The following is a 21,943-nucleotide window of genomic DNA, read 5'->3' on the forward strand; positions in this document are numbered from 1 at the left end:
TTCTTTATCCGAAGAAGAAGTCTAGTATGTTTCCACCTGCTGAAGCTTCTTTATTATAAAATTCAGAGTAACCACAGTTCTTGCAGTAAACGACTAAGAATTTATTATTTTGAACATCAAACATCTTCGCAAGTCCAGCTCCTGTCATGGCTACTTCTTTCTTCCCTGCATCTGTACTTCCACATTTAATACAACCTTTATCACTCATATAGCTGCACTCCTTCATTTTAGTTTAATCTACTTGTATGTACGATTACATCCTTCGTTGGTTTCATCTTTTAGATATTTTAATAGAAAAAGCCTTAAGGAAGGATCCCTCAAGGCTAATTCATTAAATTGAACTCTTTAAATTACTATCGCGATGATGGCGATCCATTGCAAGCTGAAGCAGTTGGTTAATAAGTTCAGGATAAGGAATACCGCTTAAGTCCCAAAGTTTAGGATACATACTGATTTTTGTGAAACCTGGTAATGTATTCACTTCGTTAACGACAAGTGAACCATTCTCCTTCAAGAAGAAATCAACACGTGCTAACCCTTCACACTCTAGAGCCTGAAACGCATCGACAGCCGCTTCGCGTACTCTCTCCGTTGTATGGTCATCAAGTTTTGCAGGTAATTCTAACAGTGCTCCACTCTCACTAATGTACTTCGTCTCATAAGAGTAGAAGTCATCTCCTTGTGGGAGGATCTCACCCGGAACAGAGGCTTTTGGATGATCATTACCTAACACGGCAACTTCGATCTCCCGACCATTGACAGCTTCTTCAATAATTAATTTCGTGTCATATTGAAAAGCTTCTTCGATCGCTTCGTAAAATTCTTTCTCATTACGTACTCTACTTACACCAACAGATGAGCCTTGATTAGCAGGCTTTACAAACATCGGTAAGCCTAAGCGCTCTTCTACAGCTTCGAAAGAGATATCTGGCTGCTGCGGTTGTTTAAACGTAACCCAGTCTGCAACTTTAATATCTGCATCACGAAGCAGACGCTTCGCTATATCCTTATCCATACATAGCGCTGAACTAAGTACATTAGGTCCTACATAAGGAATGTTTGCAAGACGAAGCATCCCTTGCATACTTCCATCCTCACCCAGCGTACCATGTACAATCGGAAATACAACGTCTAGTTCTCCAAGGCTCTCTACCGTTGAAGTGCGGATTAGCTGATCATGATCTTGCCCTGGTACAAGAGCAATGCCTTCATTAGTTTTATTCAAAGCAATATTTGCCGGGTCTTCTTCATTCAATAAATAGTGGCTTGGCTCACTTAAATGCCATTGGCCGGTTTTATCGATTCCGATAAGCGTTACATTATATTTATCTTTGTCGATTGCATCAACGATATTTTTTGCAGATTGTAAGGATACTTCATGTTCAGAGGATTTCCCTCCGAAGATTACCCCAACGTTTAGTTTGTCACTCATCAAAATCGCTCCCTTTTTATGAATTTCTTACGTTTATTCTATTCCCTGAAATGATCGGATATGTAACACCGCTTTTCTATTATAGCCTATATAGGTCCCTGAACATGAGATGCCAGTTCAAATGATAAGAAAGCAAGCGGAACATAGCAGTCGCCCCAAAAAGCACATACAATTGGAACGTACTCTCATAGTCAATAATTCCAATCGCTAATAGTACACCGGCCATCATGGCCCAGACCGCATAAATCTCTTTATGTAATACCATTGGTCTTCTTTGAGCTAATACATCACGCGCTACTCCTCCACCAACACCTGTAATAATGGCTGAAAATACAACAGCACCAAATGGAAGATTCGCTTCAAGTGCAAACATTGCACCTTGAACAGCGAAGGCAGAGAGTCCAATAGCATCTAAGTAGACGTTCCATCTGTCCCAAAACATGACCCAGCTTTTTGGAAAGAAATAGACGATTGCAATGGTTCCAAGAGCCACATATAGAAACATACCCTGTTCCCACACATGTACAACATCAATTTGTAAAAATAAATTTCGAGCAATACCACCAACGAACGGCGGTGCAAGGCCCAAAATGAAAACACCAAAAATATCATATCGCTCACTTAGTGCTACAATCGCCCCACTAAAGGCAAACGCAGCAACTGCGATTACATTTACAATCTCCCAAGCCATTCACCTAAATCTCCTTCCACAAACGTACCTCAATCATAGAAAAACCAGCATAAAAATTCAATAAAAACTTTTTATGCTGTCTCTGTTACCATTTAGTGTGGAAAAGATCGTTACAAAGAGAATAGGGATGAGCAAGGCCCAAAACACATAGGGAACGCCGAAACTTCCAGCTCCCCACCCTAACAAAGGACCACTGATGACAACAGAACCTTGATTAAAAAACATGCGGAAGCTCGCCATTCTACCATGGTACTGTGATTCGGTTGCGAGCTGTTGAACGGTTTGCAACAAAACTCGGATCCACGTTGTTCCTATTCCAATGGCGAACACACCAATAAAAGCTCCTACCATATACGAAGACGAGGCTAGAACAGAAAGACCAGCTCCGACTACAAGTAAAGAGATACTCGTTACATAAGATCCAAGTTTTCTTAAAATAAAGGCTCCTCCAAATCCAGCTACAACCCCTCCAATTGATAAGGTAGCATCAAGCCAGCCGTAAATAGTGGCAGAAACTCCAAGGACGTCTTTTGCATAAACAGATAAGAACGCAATCGTGGAATGAAAGACCAATTGACCGACAAACATGATAACAAATAACCTTTTTAAAAGAGCGTGTTGTTTAAGGTAGAGTAGCCCATCTTTAAAGTCTTCCCATCCCGATTGAGTAGACGTTTTTCTCTTTTCTCCTATTGCAGAAACTGTACCAATGGCCAGTAAAGCTATCCCATACGCTACACCATTCCACATAAGAGCGCCACTTGTCCCTATCCATCCGGTTACCATCCCACCGCTAGCGGCTCCAGCCATACTGCCTATAATCGCATAAGAAGCTGAAAGAGAATAAACCCGAGGAAGTTCTCCCTGAGAAAACAACTCCGCGACAAACGCCTGGATAGCAGGTCTTAGCAACGACCCCATCGCTTGTAAAATCATATGAATCATAAAGATCAGAGGCACAGCTATCTCTTCTTTCGCAACAGCTCCTCCTAGCACAAGGACAGCAATCAGGGATATGAATAAAGACAAAATAATAAGAGATTTTCGATTAAACCTGTCAACGAGGACACCAAATACCATATTTAGTAACAAACCAGGCAGGAAACCTAAACTGACGAGAAGACCAGTGTAAAAGGCATCCTCTGTAGCCTGGTATAAATACCACGTAATAATGACAAAATACATGGTTCTTCCAAATTCCGCTCCAAAATAAGATAGATAGATTTTGCCTTTTACCATTCCTCCCCCTCCCTTTACTCCTTAGTACAAAGCACCATCCACTCATCTATAGCAAAGGACATAAGTCTATTTTCTTCCACTTTCATTTCAAAATACTTTTTCACCTCTTGATCTGCCCCAACCATCATCTGATGAATTTCCTCTCTCTCATACTCATCATCTATCATGCGACTCACCCATTCATTGAAAGGGAGTGTTTTCTTTCTTAACGACTGCTTTTGAATTTGTAAAAGAGAATGTTTCATAAGCGACTTCCATTCTGAAATAGGAAGCGCACGCTGGTGACTGCAGTCCCTCTTCTTCTCAAAATTATTATAAAAGTCCGCTATCTCATCGTGTTCAGAAGAAACATTATCAATAAGAACAAAAGCTCCTCCTTTCTTTAACACACGAGCTACTTCTTGAATAAATCGTTCAGGGTTAGGAAAATGGTGGGCCGCAATCCGGCATATAACACTATCAAATGATTCATCCAAAAAAGGTAACTCTTCTGCATCTGCTACGACCGCATCAACATTTTCATATGCTTTTAGATAAGTCGCTGCAGCATGTAGCATAGGCTTTGTAAGGTCGCTAATCACTACACTTTTTACCAATGGAGCTAAAGTACGGGCAACATGTCCTCCTCCTGTCGCGATATCGAGAACTTTATCTGTCTTATGAGGCTGCAACCAATCCACCATCATGGGAAGATCTTCACCTGTCGCGTGGGTAGTACTGGTAACATAGCGGTTTGCATACTTCCCAAATTGTTCTTGCACATTTCGTTTCGTGTCCATCATCATTCCCCCTTTGTTCTATACTTTTACTATATTCAATTTATCGAATTAGGAATAATACTAAGTTATAATAAAAAGTGATAACGATTTCTTATATCATCCTAGGAGGTGAACCTATGAAGCTAGAAGATTATGAATTAATTGTTCATCTATCCACAATCGGGACTGTCCGAGGCGCTGCCAAGCACTTATATGTATCTCAACCAGCCATCACACAACGTCTCCGCTATATAGAATCTTATTTTCAGCACCCTTTATTTGTACGAACTTCAAAGAAGCTATTGCTAACACCCGTTGGTGAGCAAGTTGTAGAACACGCACAAAAAGTAATGGAAAGAGAAACTGAACTTCAAACCCTTCTTCAATCATATGGAGATCAGATTTCCGGGACGTTATCGATCGGAGCTTCATCTATTGTGAGTCAGCAATTTTTACCGAGCTTACTCGAAACGTACACCGCCCTTTATCCTGATGTAAAAATTGATTTAGTTACAGGATTAAGTGAAGACCTTAGGAATCCTAATCAGAACTTTCATGTCCGCCTTATTCGTGGCAAAGAGATGAAAGATGGAGAAAACATTCACTTATTAAGCGACCCCCTTTACCTGTATGACACAAAGCCATTTGCATCTGGAAAAGAACGTCCTCTTATTGCATTCAAAAGTGATTCAACATTTCATAATCTAGTGGATGAGTGGTTCTTGTCTCAGCCCTCTTTTAAACCAATTAAGAGCATCCAAGTGGATCAAATTGAAACGTGTAAACAGTTCATGAAGAAAGGACTCGGGATGGCCGTTCTACCAAAAAGTGTCGTTTCAGAAGAACTTCATCAGTATCCACATCTCCCGTTGACACTTGATAACGAGCCTCTTAGCAGGGAAACGTGGTTATGTTTTCAAAAAAATGTCCGTACTTTACCTCAGGTGGATCGGTTCATCCAACTTGTTCAAGAATCAAATTTTACATAAGCTCCTTCCGTTCTAAGAAGACTTTCTATAACAAAACTCAAAGTTAGAGTTTGATGACTAAACAAAAAGGCAGCACCCCAATACTAGGGATGCTGCCTTTTTTAAATGAAATATGCGACTGTCTATAGTTTGAATCCAGACAAATTGTAGTTCACTGACTCAAATCATTACAGATCTGTCTTTGAAATATACCAATCAATGTATTCTATGCCTTCTTCTTGAGATCGTTTGGCTGCTTCTTCTTGTGTTTTCGGTGGTGAAACGACCGCTTTATCCCCTTCTGTCCAGTTAGCAGGTGTTGAAACACCATGCTCATCTGTCGTTTGCAGGGCTTTCACAAGGCGAAGAATTTCTTGCATGTTGCGCCCAGTTGTCAATGGATAATAAATAATAGATCGGATCTTTTGCTTATCATCAATGACGAATACAGCGCGGCTCGTTTCCACTTGGCTTTCCCCCGGCATAATCATGCCGTATTTCATAGCAACTTGCTTATCCAGATCAGCTATAACCGGGAACTCGATCGTGGTATTGAAGTTTTCTTCGATACTTCTAATCCATGCTATGTGGGAGGGAACGCTATCGACACTTAAGCCAAGCAATTCTGTGTTCATTTCTTTTAATTCTGGATAGATCTCTTGGAATGCTACAAATTCTGTTGTACATACGGGAGTAAAGTCAGATGGGTGAGAGAATAGAACAACCCATTTTCCTTTATAATCTTCAAGACTCAGGTTCCCCCGGCTCGTAGCAGCCTGAAATGATGGCGCCTCATCGCCAATTCTTGGCATCGTATACGTTTGTTCTTGATTTTCTTGTTCCATACATGGAAACCTCCTTTACTATGATTACAACCACTGTACTCATTCCTCAACAAGGCCTCATTAAACCTATTCCACCAAAAATAAACAATTATACCCATACACCTATGAGCATAATCAGTCATAAGCTTTCATTTACGAGTAATTTCTATTACACTAATCCTATACAACGAAGAGAAAGGTCGTTTCAATATGAAATCTACTACACGTTTTTTCTGGACACTCGCCCTAGCATTTTTACTAGGGATTTTCACATCAGCTTTTGAATCTCCATGGTGGGTAAATCTAATCGGGGTGATTATCATCGTTATGGTGATGTCGTTTATTTCGAATCGGATGAATCGTAACGAACAATAGATTGGTTTACACATGCTATATCTCTGAGGAAATAGGGGCCGTTACGTCAATTGAGTGGTTGGAGTGGCTTGGAAACGACTCGCTTTCCGCGGGCGGCCCCACACGATGTGGGGTCGTTCGACGTTGTCACAGGACGTTACGGTTTTAGTCGAACTTCCCCTTTCTTTTTAGAGCCTCCTCGTTCGCTGGCGCTCTCTGCGGGGTCTCGTCAACCTCTTTCTCCCGCAGGAGTCTCCCCGTTTCCAAGCCACCCCTTACTATATTTCGTACTAACGCCCCCACTGCTTGAGCGCTACATAGAAAACCATGTGCATGCTTCCGTTACTCCTGATATGGCAAGGTGGGCCTGGAAACTGCGAGACTCCCGCGGGCAGAAGGGCCTAGTCTAGTTCTGGCGTGGAGGACCTAGCGAGTGGTTTCCAGGACCACCTTCCGCTCAACTGCAAACGGAAACAAAAAACGAGTATGAAATCTCCAGGATTTCATACTCGTTTTTTTACGGATTGATTAATCGATTGATGTTTTTAAACTCAAGCTCATTAAATTTATGATGCATAAGGTCTTCGTTAATGGAAAGTACAGCTTCTTCAAGAGAGCATGTGACGTCGACTTCACAGTGGATGCGGGCTAGTTTTCTTGATAAGTGAAGCATGTCTAGGTCTTGTTCGATCTTCGTGCGCTGTGCTTTCGTTAAGGTATCGAGATTTTCAAGCAGTCCTTCAATTGTTTCGTGCTTTTGCAGTAATTTTAACGCTGTTTTCTCACCGATTCCTTTAACACCAGGGTAGTTATCGCTACTATCGCCCATAAGTGCTTTTAAATCAATCATTTGCTGAGGTGAGATGCCTTTTTCATCACTAAACGTTCCATGCTCATATTCTGCAAAGTTGCCGTAGCCTTTCTTCATAAGAATGACTTTTACGTTATCCTTTAGAAGTTGTAAAGTGTCCTGGTCTCCGGTTAGAATAAGCACTTCATTCTCCTCACTATATACGTTAGCAAGTGTGCCCATTAAGTCATCAGCCTCATAGCCTGTGATACCAACATTTGGAATGTCCATTGAAGCTGTAACTTCTTTAACAAGTTCAAACTGTGGGATCAATTCAACAGGAGCCTCTCCCCGATTTGCTTTATATTCTGGATATAAATCGTTACGGAACGTATGACTTCCCATATCCCAGCAACAAATGACGTGACTTGGTTTATATTCGTTCGTCGCTGCAAATAAGTGCTTCACAAATCCGTACACGGCATTGGTCGGCACTCCTTTACTATTGACCATGTAATATCCACTCATCGCAGTTGCATAAAAGGCCCTAAACAATAACGCCATTCCATCTACGAGCAATACTTTGTTCTTTTCCATGTAACCGTACTCCTTCTACTCATTTCTAATTTACTAGTATAACAAAAAATAAGTTCGTGCGGACAAGTACGTTGTGGAAATGGCGCTGGCATAATTCTCCCTTCGTAATCATATTTTACAGTAACATCATGAAAGAAGGAGGGAGTTTGTTGAGAGTTCCCGTCATACCAGTCCTTCTGTTTGCTATTTATGTATCGTTGCTTGGAAACCATATTGTGCAAAGTTTTTTTAACCAAAGTGTAGCTCCGCAAGAAGAACAGCAACTGTTCCCTTATTTATGGGATGATGATAAGAAGATGCAAGGTCAAGAACCTGAAGAAGGTTCTTTTTTTATTTTTTTTAAGGACGAGATCTATAATTCTAGTAAACGGAATATTGGAATTATTTGTAGTGTCTTGTATACTTCTAAAGAATCTTCCTTTACGAAAGGATGAAAGTAAATGTGGACTAGGCAACGAATCATGTTTTTTTCTTTCCTCATCCTGATCTTTATAATGATATTTTTCTACGCTGAACGTCAGGAAGACACCGAGGTAATGAGGGCAGCATCAGAAGGACGTGCACAGATCCACCTTCATGCTCTCGCAGCAGGCCAACATCTTTATACCGCCCTCCATCATACAGACGATGAAAAACGGTTCCTAAAAGAGATCGAAAACGGAGCGATCTATTTAAAAGAGACTAAGGTGTGGACGGCGTTTTATAACAAGTTTTATAGGGGACAAATAGATCGTTTTAATGTGAAAGAATTCAACACATATTTAGAATCCCTTAAACTGGACAATCTCTTTAATATGGAATCTAATCACCCTCAACACACAGAGTTAGTTCAAGACCTATACGAACAATTTATTAATCAATACGGAGACTTTATGTACGGAGGACAAGTAAATGATTTTGAAGATCTGATTCAACATAACTATGAAACTAAACATAGTAATGTAACACACTAATGTGATGAAGCGTGCCAGACACCCTTTCTTGCTCTAAAGCATTAACGGGTGTCTGGCACGCTTTTGTTGTTTAAAGCATTCACTTCCCCCTCATGCTTAGGCCTGTTAGGAAGGAGAGCATGGTGTGGACGGCGGCTTTGATAGTGAAGTCACCGACGTCTTTTGTAGGATCGAGACAGACGATGTCCATGGCTTTTACATGGGGAGATGTTCCGGCTAATGTGACCGCTTCGAACAGTTCATCCGTTCTCATACCTCCTGGCGTAGAGGCTGGTGCTGCAGGTCCTTGTGTCATGTCTAGGACATCCATATCGACCGTCATATAAATCGTATCGACTTTTTCTGAAAGCTTTTTAATTGCTTCATTGACCACTGACTCCACCCCTCTCCTCCTTGCTTCCCTCATCGTCACATATTGTAAGCCAACTTGATCGGCATATGTTTTTAATGACTTCACATTAAAGAATCCGTGCAGCCCAATGTTATAAACATCTTCCCCTTTAACCGTCCCACTTTCGATTAAGTTCCTAACAGGAGTGCCATTAGCTGGTCCAAACGTTTCGAGATCCCTCAAGTCAAAATGAGTATCAAATTGGAGGAGGCCAATTCGATTATGAGGTTCAGCTCGTTTCAATCCTTTAATAAGCATGGCTGTAATGGAATGATCTCCCCCAAGGGTCAGAGGGATCGTATGAGGATGAATTTTTCGCCCCGATTCCATAGCTTCTACAACATGCCTATGGCACGTTTCAATATCCGTGACATGTTGACGTGTATCACCAAGGTCGACAACCCTTAACGCTGATAGATCTATGTCGTAATCAATATTATAGGTTGAAAACGACTTCCAGGCTCTCCGCATAGCATCAGGATTTTCGCTCGCCGCAGAAGCACTAATCGAAGATCTGCTAAGGGGTACCCCGAGAATCGTCACATCAACATTGGACCAGTCCATATCGCCTTCGTCTGGAATCGTTTGGATCCATTCATGGACTTTAGGATCTTCATTTACATTCCTGTTCCATTTAAAAGACGGACGCTCTAACTGAGGATACGGGTAGTTCATCATACGAGAGCTCCTCCTTTCACAACCACCTCCCCAGCTTTAATGACTGTATCTGTATGATTCACTCCATAGCGATACTGTAATTGCATAAAGTTAGGCGTGTTATGAAGGACTACATCTGCTTTTCTACCTTCTGAGAGGCTCCCTGCTAGATCCCCCCGACGAATCGCATGCGCGGCATTCACAGTTGCTGCATTTAACACTTCAGCAGGAGTCATTCCCATCTTCAAGCAGCCAAGGTTCATAATAAGAGGAAGAGAAACCGTCGGAGAGGAGCCTGGGTTGCAATCGGTTGATAGTGCTACAGGTACCCCTCTGTCAATCATGGCTCGACCATTTGCGCTATCGGCCATTAAGAAAAAGGCTGTACCAGGTAATAACACACCAATTACACCGCTCTCAGCCATCCTCCTTATCCCTTCATCAGAAGCACGAAGCAAATGGTCAGCGGAAACGGCACCTACTTCAGCAGCAAGCTCAGCCCCTTTGTAAGATTCAATCTCATCTGCATGAATTTTAGGATGAAGACCATACGCCTTGCCTGCTTCTAAAATGCGCTTTGATTGTTCCGGTGTAAATACCCCACGTTCACAGAATACATCATTGAATTCCGCTAACCCTAATTCAGCAACTTTCGGAATCATATGATCTATAACGAGGTCTACAAAGGCGTCCGTATCCTCTTTGTATTCGGGTGGTACAACATGAGCCCCCATAAACGTACGAACGATATCAATTGGATGATCATTGTCTAGCTCGCTAGCCACTTTAAGCTGACGCATTTCCACCTCAAGGTTCATCCCATAGCCACTCTTAGCTTCCACTGTCGTCACTCCATGCAACAGGAATTGATCTAATCGCTTATAACTTTCCCTATATAGTTCTTCCTCACTGGCTTCCCTTGTTGCTCTTGTTGTGGCGTGGATGCCTCCACCTGCGTTCATAATTTCCATATATGTCTTTCCATTTAAGCGCATATCAAATTCATTCTCTCTCGTCCCCGCGTGAACAAGATGCGTGTGAGGATCAACAAGGCCTGGTGTAACGAGTTTGCCTCGTGCGTCGATTACATCCGCTTCTTCCATACGGCTACCGAATTCCTCCACCAATTGTGCATCAGTCCCGACACGTTTTATGACCCCTTCTTCGATCCACACACTTCCGTCCTCGATTACATTCAGGACATTCATGGCCTCTTGAGTGAGGGGGTCTCCTTGACCTTTCTGACCTGCGATTACTTGGCTTGCACGTCGAATAAAAATCGGTTTCATATCCGTTCCTCCTTCTATTGATCTAGCATTGGGATGTGTATACCTTTACCTTTTGCCGTCTGAATGGCCAGATCGTATCCTGCGTCAGCGTGTCTCGCTATGCCCATGCCAGGGTCTGTTGTTAACACCCGCTCTAATCTTGCTTCTGCGTCTTTCGTTCCATCAGCAACAATGACCATACCGGCGTGGATGGAATATCCCATTCCTACCCCACCCCCATGATGAACAGATACCCAGCTAGCTCCGCCTACACTATTAATCATTGCATTTAAGATTGGCCAATCTGCTACAGCATCACTTCCATCTTTCATCCCTTCTGTTTCTCTGTTAGGGGAAGCTACAGACCCTGAATCTAAATGATCTCGACCTATCACAATTGGAGCTTTTAGTTCTCCACACCTGACCATATCGTTAATGATTTTGCCAAATCGCGCTCGTTCGCCGTAGCCAAGCCAACAAATCCTTGATGGCAGACCTTGAAACTGTATTTTCTCCTGGGCCATTTTAATCCAATTACACAAGTGTTTATTTTCACTGAACTCCCGTAAAATTACTTCATCTGTTTTATAGATATCTTCAGGGTCACCAGATAACGCCACCCACCTGAAAGGACCTTTCCCTTCACAAAATTGAGGACGAATATAAGCAGGGACAAAGCCAGGAAAGTCAAAGGCATTCTCTACACCTTCCTCTTTGGCCACTTGTCTGATGTTGTTTCCGTAATCAAATGTGATAGCTCCCTTGTTCTGCATCTGAAGCATCGCTTCCACATGCTTCGCCATCGATTTCTTAGAAGCCGCCACGTATGTCTTTGGATCATCTTTACGCCATGAGTTCGCCTTATCAAGAGAAGTAAATTCGGGGACGTATCCATTCAGTGGATCATGAGCGGATGTTTGATCAGTCAGAAGATCCGGGATGAATGAACGATTAAGCATAGTAGGAAGGAGTTCACACGCATTCCCAAGCACCCCAATTGACATAGCCTCCCCTTTTCTCTTGGCTTCCTGTGCCATTTGAATCGCTTCATCCAATGTTTCAACCATTGTATCGACATAGCCTGTATTAAGGCGTTTTTGAATCCTTGAGCGATCCACTTCAATGGCAATACAGACGCCACCGTTCAACGTCACAGCCAGAGGTTGCGCGCCCCCCATGCCACCAAGGCCAGCTGTCACCGTAATGGTTCCTTTTAAAGATCCACCGAAATGTTGCTTAGCAGCTTCCGCGAATGTTTCATACGTCCCCTGCACAATCCCTTGACTCCCAATGTAGATCCAACTGCCAGCTGTCATTTGCCCGTACATCATGAGTCCCTTTTGGTCTAACTCATGGAAATGGTCCCAATTTGCCCAGGCTGGAACGAGGTTAGAATTCGCGAGTAAAACGCGAGGCGCGTCTTTATGGGACTTAAACACTGCCACAGGTTTCCCTGATTGAATGAGCAACGTTTCATCGTTCTCTAATTGTTGAAGAGTTTGTATGATGGCGTTAAACGACTCTTGATTTCTGGCTGCTTTTCCAATCCCTCCATAAACAACAAGGTCTTCAGGTCTCTCTGCTACATCTGGGTCTAAATTGTTCAACAGCATTCTAAGTGCCGCTTCTTGAATCCACCCTTTTGTATGAAGCGTCGACCCTGTCGGACTTTTGATGGGCTGATTTCCTTTTAATCGTTCCATTATAATCATCCTCTTCTCGTAATTTTCTGTCTAATTACACTATATCGAAGGAAAAGGCTAGTTAGAATGTATGGAATACATAAAAAAATACACATACATTAGGTGTATGTGCATCTCACTCGGCTATCCTCATCCTATAAATGGTCAATACATTAGATTATGATCTGTACTTTAGATTCCGGTATGTACTAGGACTTATCCCTATTACTTCCTTGAACTTTCGGCTAAAATGATTGGCTTGCGAGAAACCTACTTGTTCAGCAATTTGCTGAATGGGTTCTTTTGAATATTCTAATAAAACTTTTGCTTCACTTATACGAATGTGTAGCAAAATTTCCCGGTAAGTCCTTTCTTTTTGGACCTTAATTAACGTGCTAATATAAGACGGATTTCGATTAACGGCTCTAGCCACTTCCTCTAAAGATAAACCAGGATGACTAAAATGTTCATTCATATAAACCAGGCATCGTTCTACCACATCATAGTAATCAACTCCCTTTTCCTCTACCCTTTCTATAACTATACTCATAAACAACAGCATATCTTGCACAATTGTATATAGAAGGCGGTGATGAAGAATTGAATCAAACACGCCCTGATATCTCTCTTCTAATAAATCGTCCTCATCAAGATGGTGAGTTTTCATGTAACGTCTCACTTGGGCTAGTATGCTAGTAAGGCGAGTTTTTAACAATCCAGGTTCAGGATAGGGAGGGGTAACATGAAGAAATGACCCATACATCCATTCTTTTATGCGCTTTTGATCCTTATTCTTAAGCATATCTTCCCACTCGGCTTGGTCATTAGGACTAAGAAACGGATCTAAATAACGCCAATGTACTGGTTCTTCAAGAGCGATCACGTGACGAAAACCCTTATAAAAAAAGAGTTCAATCCCCTTCTTAACATCTTGGTACTGATGATAGATACTATTCCCTTTTAGCGCGAAGGCGGGCAAGGAAATACCGATGGAGCTTTTCGAGCTATCTTGCCATTCCCTCAGAAAGCGTCGGGCTTCATCAATGACAAGAGTGCGATCCAAAGAGGGGTAAAGACAGACGATTCGATCACTTAAAGGCAATACTGTGATTGGTTGGCGAAAAGAATAGGACTGGATCGAGTGGTGTAAAGATGTAAGACAACTGGAATTCTCAGGTTGTACTAAGAAAAGAGTTCGCTTTTCCTTCAAATCAGGGGAATCTTTTACAAAAAGAGCATGGTAAAGAAAGTGATGATCCTCAAGATTTTCAACACTTAATTCTTTCGATCATTGAGACTCTATTTCTAACAAACTTTTCTTTAATGTACTCTGAAGTTGCATGGGCGATAAAGGTTTCATAAGTAGCTTCTCGACCTGAAGATCGATCCCTTCCATCGCCCGAGCGAAAGTTGCTTCTGTCGTAATAGCGATTACCTTTTTAACATAGTCCGCTAGACGCCATTTCATTTCACTAAACGAATCCTCTTTCATCATATCAAGTTCGAGTATAACGACGTGTGGACGTTCAGACTCAATGATCTTCAAAGTTTCCTCTAACGTACTTGCTAGTAAAACAGAAGTAAAGGGTAGAGAAGACGACGTGACAAGCCAACGTATCCCGAGCCTTTCGGTTTCATCACGATCTGCAATTAACAGTTTCATCGACTTCCCTCCCTCTTATTTTTGCTTTTGAATGTACTTCATAATTTCATTATATTGAAACGACCATTTGGGGTAGGTGCGGATAGACCTTGAGAAGGCTTGCTCCACATACCCCTCTTTGCGTTTGATAACAGGAGATTCATAAATAGTACCAAACGGATCATTATAATAGATTACAAGCTCGATCTCATTAACACTTGAGTCAGACATATCTTCTCCTAACGGTAACTCAAGGCCTATTGTGAAGACACCCGTCAGTGAAGTGACAAATTGCTTTGGGACTGCTTTCTCTATACGTTCTCTGCCCTCCCATTTCCCCAATAGATAAACTTCAGGCGCCACAGTATCTCCATAAGCATGGCAGGTCACCTCTATATGTAAGTGGCGATCCCCTTCTTCAACCTTGTAATCTTCTACGATGATGATCGGAACTCCGTCTTTCACTGTCGCCATTCTAATTCGGTAATAAATGTACCAAAAAAGAATGATAAGAAGAGCAACGAAAAATAGAAATAGGAACGCGTTCATTTGAACCGACACCAGCATCCTCCTTCCCAAGCCCCCTTATACAGAAGGGGCAAAAAGTTACTTTAAACATGGCACATCAAAAACGATTAATTGAGATGATCTTTCAAAAAGGATACAATGCCAGCCATTAACCCTTCAGCTAAAGGGATTTCAGGGTCCTCGTAGGCCTTCAAATTTCCTTCACGGTCTTTAGGGGCATCTTTTAGAACATGATTCATCCCCTCTATTAAGAGAAGTTCCGCTTCTGGTTGAGCTTCAGCCAATATTTCTGCTTCCTCAGGTGGAACTTGCAAGTCATGTGTGCCGTTTACAATAAGAGTTGGAATGGAAAGCTCTTGGATTTGTTTAGCAGGGTCATACTGCATCCAAGATCGTAGAAAGGGCTGGACGGATGGTCTAAACGTGGTTTGCAAAGACTCAGGTATATCTTTAACATCTTCCCCTTTTTTGATGTCTTCAACGATTCTCTCACTCTCTTTATACAATTCCTCTGGTATTGCTCGTTGGAGCTGGTCAAGGAGGGCCTGATCAAAGGATTTCCCTACCCCTGCTAAGGATACATAAGCCCCTACCTCTGTGTCCTTAGCTGACAGCATCCCCACGAGAGAACCTTGACTATGCCCAATGACACCAATGCTTGTAAAACGGTCATCCTGGGCAAGTTTCTCTATCCATAGGCCTGCATCATCCACAAACTGCTCAAAGCGAAGGTCGGTTTCGTTCATGACGGAAGCATTTTTCCCTGCCCCGCGTTTATCATAACGAAGGCTTGCAATCCCCTCTTCTTTAAGAGATTCAGCGACCTTAAGAAGACTATTATTTTTCCCTGGAATCTGGGTTGAGTTTCCATCTCTTGTTGTAGGTCCTGACCCAGGAATAATGAGTACCACCGGAAATTCTGATTGATCATCTGGCGTCATTAAGGCACCACTAAGAGTACCCATTTCTGTTTCAATCGATAAAAAGGTTTCGTCTTGAATCGCTCCAGAATTACTTGTTGCTTCCCCTTTCTGAAGAGTGAAAGGGAAACTTTGTCCTGATTGGACAAATGTACCTGATATGGTATCCTCTTCAACAGTTCCGTCAAACGTCATTGGCGTACCGGACAACGGCATTTGGAATTTAACCCCACTTCCATTTAATTCAATGTTTTCTAATTCAAAGTCTTCAATTTGTTGCTTAGGTATATCAATCGTGCCGTTTAGTTTTTCATCCTTTTTAAATTCGACAATAATTTGAAGTGCTCCATCGGGAACTTCAATCTCACCATTCCATGTTCCTTCTACTTCTTCTGCTTTAACGGTCTCCTCTTTATCCTCAGTGGGTGGCTCTTCTTGTTTATCTTCATCAGAACAAGCCACCAGAATACCAAGCATCATCCCTAATGCCATGACGAAAACCTTTTTCAACATGGTTCTCCTCTCCCTTCATCTATTCATTTTTACTATTATTTAATCTCCATAAATTCTTTTAATAAGTGATTCATCATCTCAGGACATTCTATAAAACTCCAGTGCCCACATTCATCTAATCGGATCACCTGAGCATGTGGAATCACGTGTTTTATTGTTTTCAAAACTTTCTCAGGTGAAAGAAGATCATGACTTCCTTGGACAATGCGAATAGGAATCGATTGTAGTTCATGTGTAAATGGCCTAAGGTTAAAATGTTTTGCGATATCTTTATCGATCTGTTCATTCGCTTGGTTATTAAAAGCCATCGGTTTTTTTCTTTTTAAAGAAGTTGACTTATAAACGTAATAAGGCTCAATTAAATCCATGACTTGATCTGAATGTCCTTTTCGCTCATGATAGAGAAACTTTAAACGATCCTGAACATTCATACGTCTGATTAACTGTTTAGGAAATTCCTTATATCCCCTAGCGTCAACACCAATTGCTGCTGTCAAGAAGAGCTTCTTAACGCGCGTGGGGTACATGCTAGCGTATTGTAATGCGAGTATCGAGCCCCAGGACTCACCGACAAGCGTCACTTGTCCATATCCCCACACCTTACGAAGCGCTTCAAGCGTTTCTACCTCTTCATCTATACTGTAATGGTCATCAGCAGGAGAATCTGAACGCCCGCATCCTTTTTGATCATACATCAGAAGGTGATAGTCTTCTGATAATGGTTCAATATGTGGAAGAAAAACTCTATGACTTGCACCTGGCCCTCCATGCAAGAATACAATCGGCTCTCCAGAACCAAATTGTTTCGTATAAATATTACACCCTCGCACGTGTTCAAATTGTTTTAACACTTGTGATTCACTCCTCGTATTTCTGGTCATAAGAATGAAGCCATCTGACTGCAAAATCAACACCTGGCTTCATAGGGAATAGCTTCGATTCCGCTGAACCGATCCAACCTTTCGTAACAGAAATATGATTTTCTAAACTGTTACCGATTCCTTCGAATAACTCCTCACGAAAGACGATATCTTCATAGACTTTCCAAATCCTCTCCCCTTGAACCATCACCGGAGCACCTTTACGTACTTTAGTCTGTTTAGGTATACGGTACTCAGCCAGGTGAAAAGCTGTCGCTGTATCATAGCCTGTTCCGATAAAAAGGATATGAGCGTCTTCATCATACAACTTCCGAAGCGGAGAGCATTCCCCTAAACCATTATGTAAAGAGTGGTCTGCAAGAATAGCACCGGGACGTTCGCCCCAAGCTATAAAAGATAAAGCAGGATGACCACTTCGTTTCACACCAGGAAACGTTTTGAATAGTTCTACTATACTCCCCATCCCTGACGTTGGAGTGATGACAGGGTCATAAGCAGGCATCGTATCTCGAATGGTTTGCCACCATTCTTCTGGTACTGGTGGGTTCACCCATTCAGATGGATCAGATAGAACAGGAGATTGGGACGGCATAACAATGGTCCCCTTTTCGGTAACAACATCCATCAATGCTTGAACGACCGATACCGCCCCTCCACTTGTCCAACCAATTTCAGATAAGGATGAATGCACAAGAATTGTCATCCCTTCTTTAACTCCCATATTAATCAAATCTTTCTTTATCGTTTCCCTTGTTCTTGGTTCTTGCGTGTGTTCAATAATGATTTGTTCCTTAGACATACCACGATCTCCTCTATATTGAAATCTCCATTATTTTCTCACAATTCACTCATTTAAAAAAGAAGCTCTGTTAAACTCAACCGTTATAATCTTCCATAGAATATAAGACTGTTTACAAGCTATGTGAAAGGGTAAACCATTAGGAAAAGACAAATGTAAACACGTTTATACTAGGAGGTTAGCCACTTGATTTTCCAAGGAACCAAACCATCAGATTTCTCAAAGAAATCAATTATTATTCTTTTAATAGGATTTGTCACAATTGGCATGGCCGTTTATTTATTTGCTGAATTAGCTGAGCAAGTAATTGAAGAAGAGAAGTTCGCCTTCGACCAAATGGTTACAGATTGGGTACGAGACATTCAAGCTCCTTGGCTTGGGACGGTGTTTGGCTGGATCACGGAACTTGGCTCCGTCATATTACTTACTGTAGCATCTGTACTGTTTGCTTTATTCATTTACTTCTTCACTAAAAAGAGTCGATGGGTTATTGTCTATTTCGCCATCAACATGCTTGGCATAAGTCTACTTACAAAAGTCTTAAAGCTACTATTTGAAAGACAACGACCTGAAGTATTGCAGCAGTATGACGGTACAGGCTTCAGCTTCCCAAGCGGACATTCTACCGGGTCTATGGTGTTCTACGGATTCCTCATCTATATGGTTTCAACCACACGATGGAAAAAGTCGATTCGTTATGCATTAAATACCATTTTAGGCCTATTAATCTTTCTAATCGGATTCAGCCGGGTATATCTCGGAGTCCATTTCCCAACAGATATATTAGCCGGATTCGCGTTCGGGATTTCTTGGCTCTTTGTTTGTATCTACGGCTTAGAATTAACCCTTTGGCGTCAAAGAAGAAGACAAAAGAGAGCATAAAAAAAACGACACTCTAATTCTTAGAGTGTCGTCTTTTTTATGAGGTTTGTTTTAAATCCTTAATCTCTGATTTCAGTTGATCTACGTCATATTTCTTCCCTACTGATTTCTTAATGATCAATCCAAGAGATACCATAACAAGTAGAATAATACCTAAAACGATTAGATTCTCAAGTTTCAGGGAGAGAAGACTTGAACCAAAGAAGCCAAACATCATCGACCCTGGAATCGTCCCAACAAATGTAGCAAGCAAGAACTTCAGTAAGTTCACTTTCGTCTTCGCACAAATGTAGGTGATAAAATCAAAATTCAAGCCCGGTATTAAGCGAATGAATAATACAGATTTAAAACCATGTTCCTCTAGATCATTCTTTAATGCTTTCAGGTTCACTTGACCTTCTTCTTTCATATGCAGTTCTTTAAAGAAATATTTCATGGCGATGAAAGAAGTGAAAGCTCCTAAGGTGGTGCCTAAAATAATGTAGATCGTCCCATTAATAGAACCGAACATAATCCCACATGAGATCGCAATTATAGAGAGTGGTACTAGAGTAAATGGGCGCACTGCAAAGATTAATAGAAAGATAAATGGCGCCCAAAAGCCAAATTGATCAACCCACTCTTTAATCTGTTTCGGCTTTATTTGAAACACATAATGGTTTAAAGCTACGATTATACCCGCCGCAATGAGTACAATACTGATTTGAATAATTACACTTTTCACTTTTGGATGCATAAGAATCGACCTTTCTTTTTATAGGACTTATAAGGGCGTATATTTCTTATCCCCTAGTGAAATAGATATTAAACCGCTGCTACTCCCTGTTATCTAAAATATAACGATACCTGGAGAGGGAAACTTTTCCGTTTTGAACCTGAACGCCCTCCTCTTCTAATGTATCTTTTTGTGTAAAGATGGCTTCTTCGCCTCCAACCACAATCTCTCCTTTGGCGTTCACTACTCTATGCCAGGGTAAATTTTCTTTACGACTCATGGAGTGGAGAATTCGGGCTACTTGGCGAGCGGCCCTTGGGTTTCCTGCTACTTCGGCAATTTGCCCGTAGGTCATGACGTGCCCTTCTGGAATCCCTTTTATAATTTTTATTACTTCTTCTGTGAAGGGTTGCATAGTATCCCTCCTTTCATTAACTCAACCGATCAAAGTTTTAGGGAAATTTATTTTGAGTCCGTTTTAATCATAGTTTACCATAAGCTCACAAACCCAACCGCCCCCACGCTTTATCACTGCATACAATTAAATGGTGTCTGGCACCCTTTAGTACTGTAGTTTAGCGCATATCTGGAAACCTTTTTAACTGGATAAATTCGGAACTTTTATTTGGTGTAAACGTACATGTAAAGGTAGAATAATTAAACAAAGGTGGGAATTAGTGTGGGGGGTACTTCAAAATTAATATTGAAAGTTTTAGGACTCGAGTTATTGATTATTTTGTTTTTCACTATAAATGGAGCTTATGTGACATTCACAAAACCTTCTAATGCAGGGATGCAATACGTTGGTCTTTTGCCTTTGGCGTTAGGTATAGGCTTTTACCTTTTTAAAACTAAAAAATGGCGGAAGTTCTTTTCTAAAAATCGTTTTCCTTTACATTGGAAGCGTCTTATACACTTTTCTCCTTTAGTGGTCATTCTAACTTTATTATGTATTGGCAATGGAGGCATTCGTCTCACATCCATTCCCGATTTGCTACTGGTACTAGGAACGCAACTCCTTCTCGTTGCTTTCATTGAGGAGATGGTCTTTCGAGGATTCATGGTAAATATCTTAATGGCTAAAGGCTTTAAGGTTGCAGTACTCACATCAAGTACGCTTTTTGCTTTAACTCATTCCCTGCAACTTCTTGGTGGCCAATCCCTCGAGGATACATTATTGCAAGTTACATATGCGTTCTTTATAGGAACTGTTCTTTCATTATTAATAGTGAACAATCACTCGCTCATCATCCCTATGGCTTTCCACGGCTTAAACAACTTTCTGATTATAATGGGACAGAATAACGGATCTTCCCTTTATAATTATTTGCTTATTTCCATACTATTAGTACATTCTCTATTTTTATGGTCCAAAGCGCTTAAAACAAATAATCCGGAAATAGGCACCACTCATGAACCAGCATTGTAATAAAGAAAAAGATTGTTTTGAATGCGAATAAAAAAGAAAAAGCAGCCCTCTAAAGAGCTGCCTTTTCTTTTTTATTTTGTTCCTTTTTTCCAACTTTCATCGATTAGCATCTTACCTGGCCAGGTGTAGGCTAGAATACCACCGTCTGCTGTAATATCCTCCCCTGTTACATAAGAAGCATCGTCAGAAGCTAAGAATAGAGCTACTGATGCCATTTCACTGGGGTCGCCTAAGCGTCCCATTGGGGTAACCCATTTCTGAGCTTCACGGAAGTCTTGACCTTCTTGATCGTCTTTAGAACCTGCTAATTTATCAATTAGAGGCGTTTCAATCGTTCCTGGTGAAATAGAGTTCACTCGAATACCATCACGTGCATAGTCAATCGCCATCGCTCTTGTAAAGTTCGTTATACCACCTTTAGCCGCATTATAGCCAGAACGGTCTAAATCAGCAGCTTGTCCTGACATGGAAGAAGTGTTAATAATAGAACCTCCTTCTTCTAGCATGAGAGGAATAAGAAACTTACTAGCTAAGAATGTCCCACGCAGGTCAACGCTTATGATACGGTCGAACAGCTCGATTGGATATTCATGTACTTTTCCACCTTCTTGATCCACGCCTGCGTTATTGAAAAGGATATCAATTTTTTTATATTTCTCTTCTATTTGATTCGCAAACGTTTGGACACTCTCTACGTTTGATACATCTAAATGATAAGCCTCAGCATTTCCCCCATTATCGCGAATTTGCGATACTGTTTTGTCCATTTTTTCCTGGTCCACATCAGCACAAATCACTGTTGCACCTTCTTCTGAAAAACGTTCTGCTGTAGCCTGGCCAATTCCTGTTGCAGCGCCTGTAATAACAGCAATCTTATCTTGTAATCTAGTCACTATAAAACCTCCTGTTCATCATCTACTCTTCTATACCTGATATTAATATTTTTAAAACATTTCAATAATCGACACGATCCTTTTACTAAGCAATTTCATTAAAACCTTCCTTCAAAGGAGAATTTTGGTATAATAGG

At 41.3% G+C, this 21,943-nt stretch carries 25 protein-coding genes; 6 read left to right on the top strand and 19 right to left on the bottom strand.

Annotation, left to right across the window (positions count from 1 at the left end; all coding sequences use genetic code 11):
* Positions 1 to 4: 4 nt before the first annotated feature.
* The 5 genes from IEW76_RS09175 to IEW76_RS09195 all read right to left on the bottom strand — a co-directional run bounded on the left by IEW76_RS09175 (position 5) and on the right by IEW76_RS09195 (position 4,141).
* Positions 5 to 208, bottom strand: a complete 204-nt coding sequence (locus IEW76_RS09175; RefSeq protein WP_036781246.1) for a zinc ribbon domain-containing protein — start codon at positions 206 to 208, stop codon at positions 5 to 7.
* A 123-nt stretch (positions 209 to 331) separates the two neighbouring features.
* Positions 332 to 1,432 (bottom strand): D-alanine--D-alanine ligase, encoded by a 1,101-nt coding sequence (ddlA, locus tag IEW76_RS09180; protein ID WP_188653092.1) that lies wholly within the window; start codon positions 1,430 to 1,432, stop codon positions 332 to 334.
* A 79-nt stretch (positions 1,433 to 1,511) separates the two neighbouring features.
* A complete protein-coding gene (locus IEW76_RS09185) occupies positions 1,512 to 2,123 on the bottom strand; it encodes a trimeric intracellular cation channel family protein (RefSeq protein ID WP_188653094.1) in 612 nt (203 codons plus the stop codon).
* A 57-nt stretch (positions 2,124 to 2,180) separates the two neighbouring features.
* Positions 2,181 to 3,362: an MFS transporter gene (locus tag IEW76_RS09190; RefSeq protein WP_188653096.1), complete on the bottom strand. Its 1,182-nt coding sequence runs from the start codon at positions 3,360 to 3,362 to the stop codon at positions 2,181 to 2,183.
* A 14-nt stretch (positions 3,363 to 3,376) separates the two neighbouring features.
* The gene (locus IEW76_RS09195) at positions 3,377 to 4,141 is read right to left on the bottom strand and encodes a class I SAM-dependent methyltransferase (protein WP_308422061.1); all 765 of its coding nucleotides are present in this window, start codon (positions 4,139 to 4,141) and stop codon (positions 3,377 to 3,379) included.
* A 116-nt stretch (positions 4,142 to 4,257) separates the two neighbouring features.
* Between IEW76_RS09195 and IEW76_RS09200 the strand changes: the two genes are divergently transcribed.
* Complete coding sequence (locus IEW76_RS09200) at positions 4,258 to 5,109, top strand: LysR family transcriptional regulator (RefSeq protein WP_188653100.1); 852 nt, start codon at positions 4,258 to 4,260, stop codon at positions 5,107 to 5,109.
* Between the two features lie 167 nt (positions 5,110 to 5,276).
* Here the strand turns inward: IEW76_RS09200 and IEW76_RS09205 are convergent, their stop codons facing one another.
* Entirely contained in the window at positions 5,277 to 5,933 is a 657-nt protein-coding gene (locus tag IEW76_RS09205; protein WP_188653102.1) for a peroxiredoxin, read from the bottom strand.
* A 189-nt stretch (positions 5,934 to 6,122) separates the two neighbouring features.
* Here IEW76_RS09205 and IEW76_RS09210 point away from each other — a divergent pair, with 189 nt between their 5' ends.
* Complete coding sequence (locus IEW76_RS09210; RefSeq protein WP_188653103.1) at positions 6,123 to 6,287, top strand: hypothetical protein; 165 nt, start codon at positions 6,123 to 6,125, stop codon at positions 6,285 to 6,287.
* A 496-nt stretch (positions 6,288 to 6,783) separates the two neighbouring features.
* Here the strand turns inward: IEW76_RS09210 and IEW76_RS09215 are convergent, their stop codons facing one another.
* Entirely contained in the window at positions 6,784 to 7,653 is an 870-nt protein-coding gene (locus IEW76_RS09215; RefSeq protein ID WP_188653105.1) for a 5'-3' exonuclease, read from the bottom strand.
* 149 nt (positions 7,654 to 7,802) lie between these two features.
* On the opposite strand from IEW76_RS09215, the gene IEW76_RS09220 reads away from it, so the two are divergent.
* Together IEW76_RS09220 and IEW76_RS09225 are read left to right on the top strand one after the other, a co-directional pair.
* Entirely contained in the window at positions 7,803 to 8,087 is a 285-nt protein-coding gene (locus tag IEW76_RS09220) for a hypothetical protein (protein WP_188653107.1), read from the top strand.
* A 6-nt stretch (positions 8,088 to 8,093) separates the two neighbouring features.
* The gene (locus IEW76_RS09225) at positions 8,094 to 8,606 is read left to right on the top strand and encodes a hypothetical protein (RefSeq protein WP_188653108.1); all 513 of its coding nucleotides are present in this window, start codon (positions 8,094 to 8,096) and stop codon (positions 8,604 to 8,606) included.
* Between the two features lie 79 nt (positions 8,607 to 8,685).
* On the opposite strand, the gene IEW76_RS09230 is transcribed toward IEW76_RS09225, so the two are convergent.
* The 9 genes from IEW76_RS09230 to IEW76_RS09270 all read right to left on the bottom strand — a co-directional run bounded on the left by IEW76_RS09230 (position 8,686) and on the right by IEW76_RS09270 (position 17,887).
* Positions 8,686 to 9,672, bottom strand: a complete 987-nt coding sequence (locus IEW76_RS09230; RefSeq protein ID WP_188653381.1) for an agmatinase family protein — start codon at positions 9,670 to 9,672, stop codon at positions 8,686 to 8,688.
* Positions 9,672 to 10,943 carry an imidazolonepropionase gene (hutI, locus tag IEW76_RS09235; protein ID WP_188653110.1) on the bottom strand — a complete coding sequence of 424 codons (1,272 nt, stop codon included), beginning with the start codon at positions 10,941 to 10,943 and terminating at the stop codon, positions 9,672 to 9,674. Before hutI ends, IEW76_RS09230 begins: the two co-directional genes overlap by 1 nt.
* 14 nt (positions 10,944 to 10,957) lie before the next feature.
* Positions 10,958 to 12,625 carry a urocanate hydratase gene (gene hutU, locus IEW76_RS09240; protein ID WP_373285971.1) on the bottom strand — a complete coding sequence of 556 codons (1,668 nt, stop codon included), beginning with the start codon at positions 12,623 to 12,625 and terminating at the stop codon, positions 10,958 to 10,960.
* Between the two features lie 157 nt (positions 12,626 to 12,782).
* Complete coding sequence (locus tag IEW76_RS09245; protein ID WP_188653114.1) at positions 12,783 to 13,814, bottom strand: helix-turn-helix transcriptional regulator; 1,032 nt, start codon at positions 13,812 to 13,814, stop codon at positions 12,783 to 12,785.
* A gap of 78 nt (positions 13,815 to 13,892) precedes the next feature.
* Positions 13,893 to 14,267, bottom strand: a complete 375-nt coding sequence (locus tag IEW76_RS09250) for a response regulator transcription factor (protein WP_188653116.1) — start codon at positions 14,265 to 14,267, stop codon at positions 13,893 to 13,895.
* A 15-nt stretch (positions 14,268 to 14,282) separates the two neighbouring features.
* Entirely contained in the window at positions 14,283 to 14,807 is a 525-nt protein-coding gene (locus tag IEW76_RS09255; protein WP_188653118.1) for a hypothetical protein, read from the bottom strand.
* Positions 14,808 to 14,881: 74 nt separating this feature from the next.
* The gene (locus IEW76_RS09260) at positions 14,882 to 16,207 is read right to left on the bottom strand and encodes an alpha/beta hydrolase family protein (protein WP_188653120.1); all 1,326 of its coding nucleotides are present in this window, start codon (positions 16,205 to 16,207) and stop codon (positions 14,882 to 14,884) included.
* A 35-nt stretch (positions 16,208 to 16,242) separates the two neighbouring features.
* A complete protein-coding gene (locus tag IEW76_RS09265) occupies positions 16,243 to 17,058 on the bottom strand; it encodes an alpha/beta fold hydrolase (protein ID WP_188653122.1) in 816 nt (271 codons plus the stop codon).
* Positions 17,059 to 17,065: 7 nt separating this feature from the next.
* Positions 17,066 to 17,887, bottom strand: a complete 822-nt coding sequence (locus IEW76_RS09270) for an AAC(3) family N-acetyltransferase (RefSeq protein WP_188653124.1) — start codon at positions 17,885 to 17,887, stop codon at positions 17,066 to 17,068.
* 186 nt (positions 17,888 to 18,073) lie between these two features.
* Here IEW76_RS09270 and IEW76_RS09275 point away from each other — a divergent pair, with 186 nt between their 5' ends.
* Positions 18,074 to 18,769 (top strand): phosphatase PAP2 family protein, encoded by a 696-nt coding sequence (locus tag IEW76_RS09275; RefSeq protein ID WP_188653126.1) that lies wholly within the window; start codon positions 18,074 to 18,076, stop codon positions 18,767 to 18,769.
* Positions 18,770 to 18,806: 37 nt separating this feature from the next.
* Here IEW76_RS09275 and IEW76_RS09280 read toward each other — a convergent pair whose 3' ends face one another.
* Together IEW76_RS09280 and IEW76_RS09285 are read right to left on the bottom strand one after the other, a co-directional pair.
* Positions 18,807 to 19,505: a TVP38/TMEM64 family protein gene (locus IEW76_RS09280; protein WP_188653128.1), complete on the bottom strand. Its 699-nt coding sequence runs from the start codon at positions 19,503 to 19,505 to the stop codon at positions 18,807 to 18,809.
* 79 nt (positions 19,506 to 19,584) lie between these two features.
* Entirely contained in the window at positions 19,585 to 19,899 is a 315-nt protein-coding gene (locus tag IEW76_RS09285; RefSeq protein ID WP_188653130.1) for an MGMT family protein, read from the bottom strand.
* 264 nt (positions 19,900 to 20,163) lie between these two features.
* On the opposite strand from IEW76_RS09285, the gene IEW76_RS09290 reads away from it, so the two are divergent.
* Positions 20,164 to 20,913, top strand: coding sequence for a CPBP family intramembrane glutamic endopeptidase (locus IEW76_RS09290; protein WP_229721185.1), 750 nt, complete (start codon positions 20,164 to 20,166; stop codon positions 20,911 to 20,913).
* A gap of 71 nt (positions 20,914 to 20,984) precedes the next feature.
* Here IEW76_RS09290 and IEW76_RS09295 read toward each other — a convergent pair whose 3' ends face one another.
* Positions 20,985 to 21,806 (bottom strand): SDR family oxidoreductase, encoded by an 822-nt coding sequence (locus IEW76_RS09295; RefSeq protein WP_188653132.1) that lies wholly within the window; start codon positions 21,804 to 21,806, stop codon positions 20,985 to 20,987.
* Positions 21,807 to 21,943: the final 137 nt, after the last annotated feature.

This window comes from Pontibacillus salipaludis (assembly GCF_014642405.1).
In the GTDB taxonomy this organism is placed as follows: Bacteria; Bacillota; Bacilli; order Bacillales; family BH030062; genus Pontibacillus; species Pontibacillus salipaludis.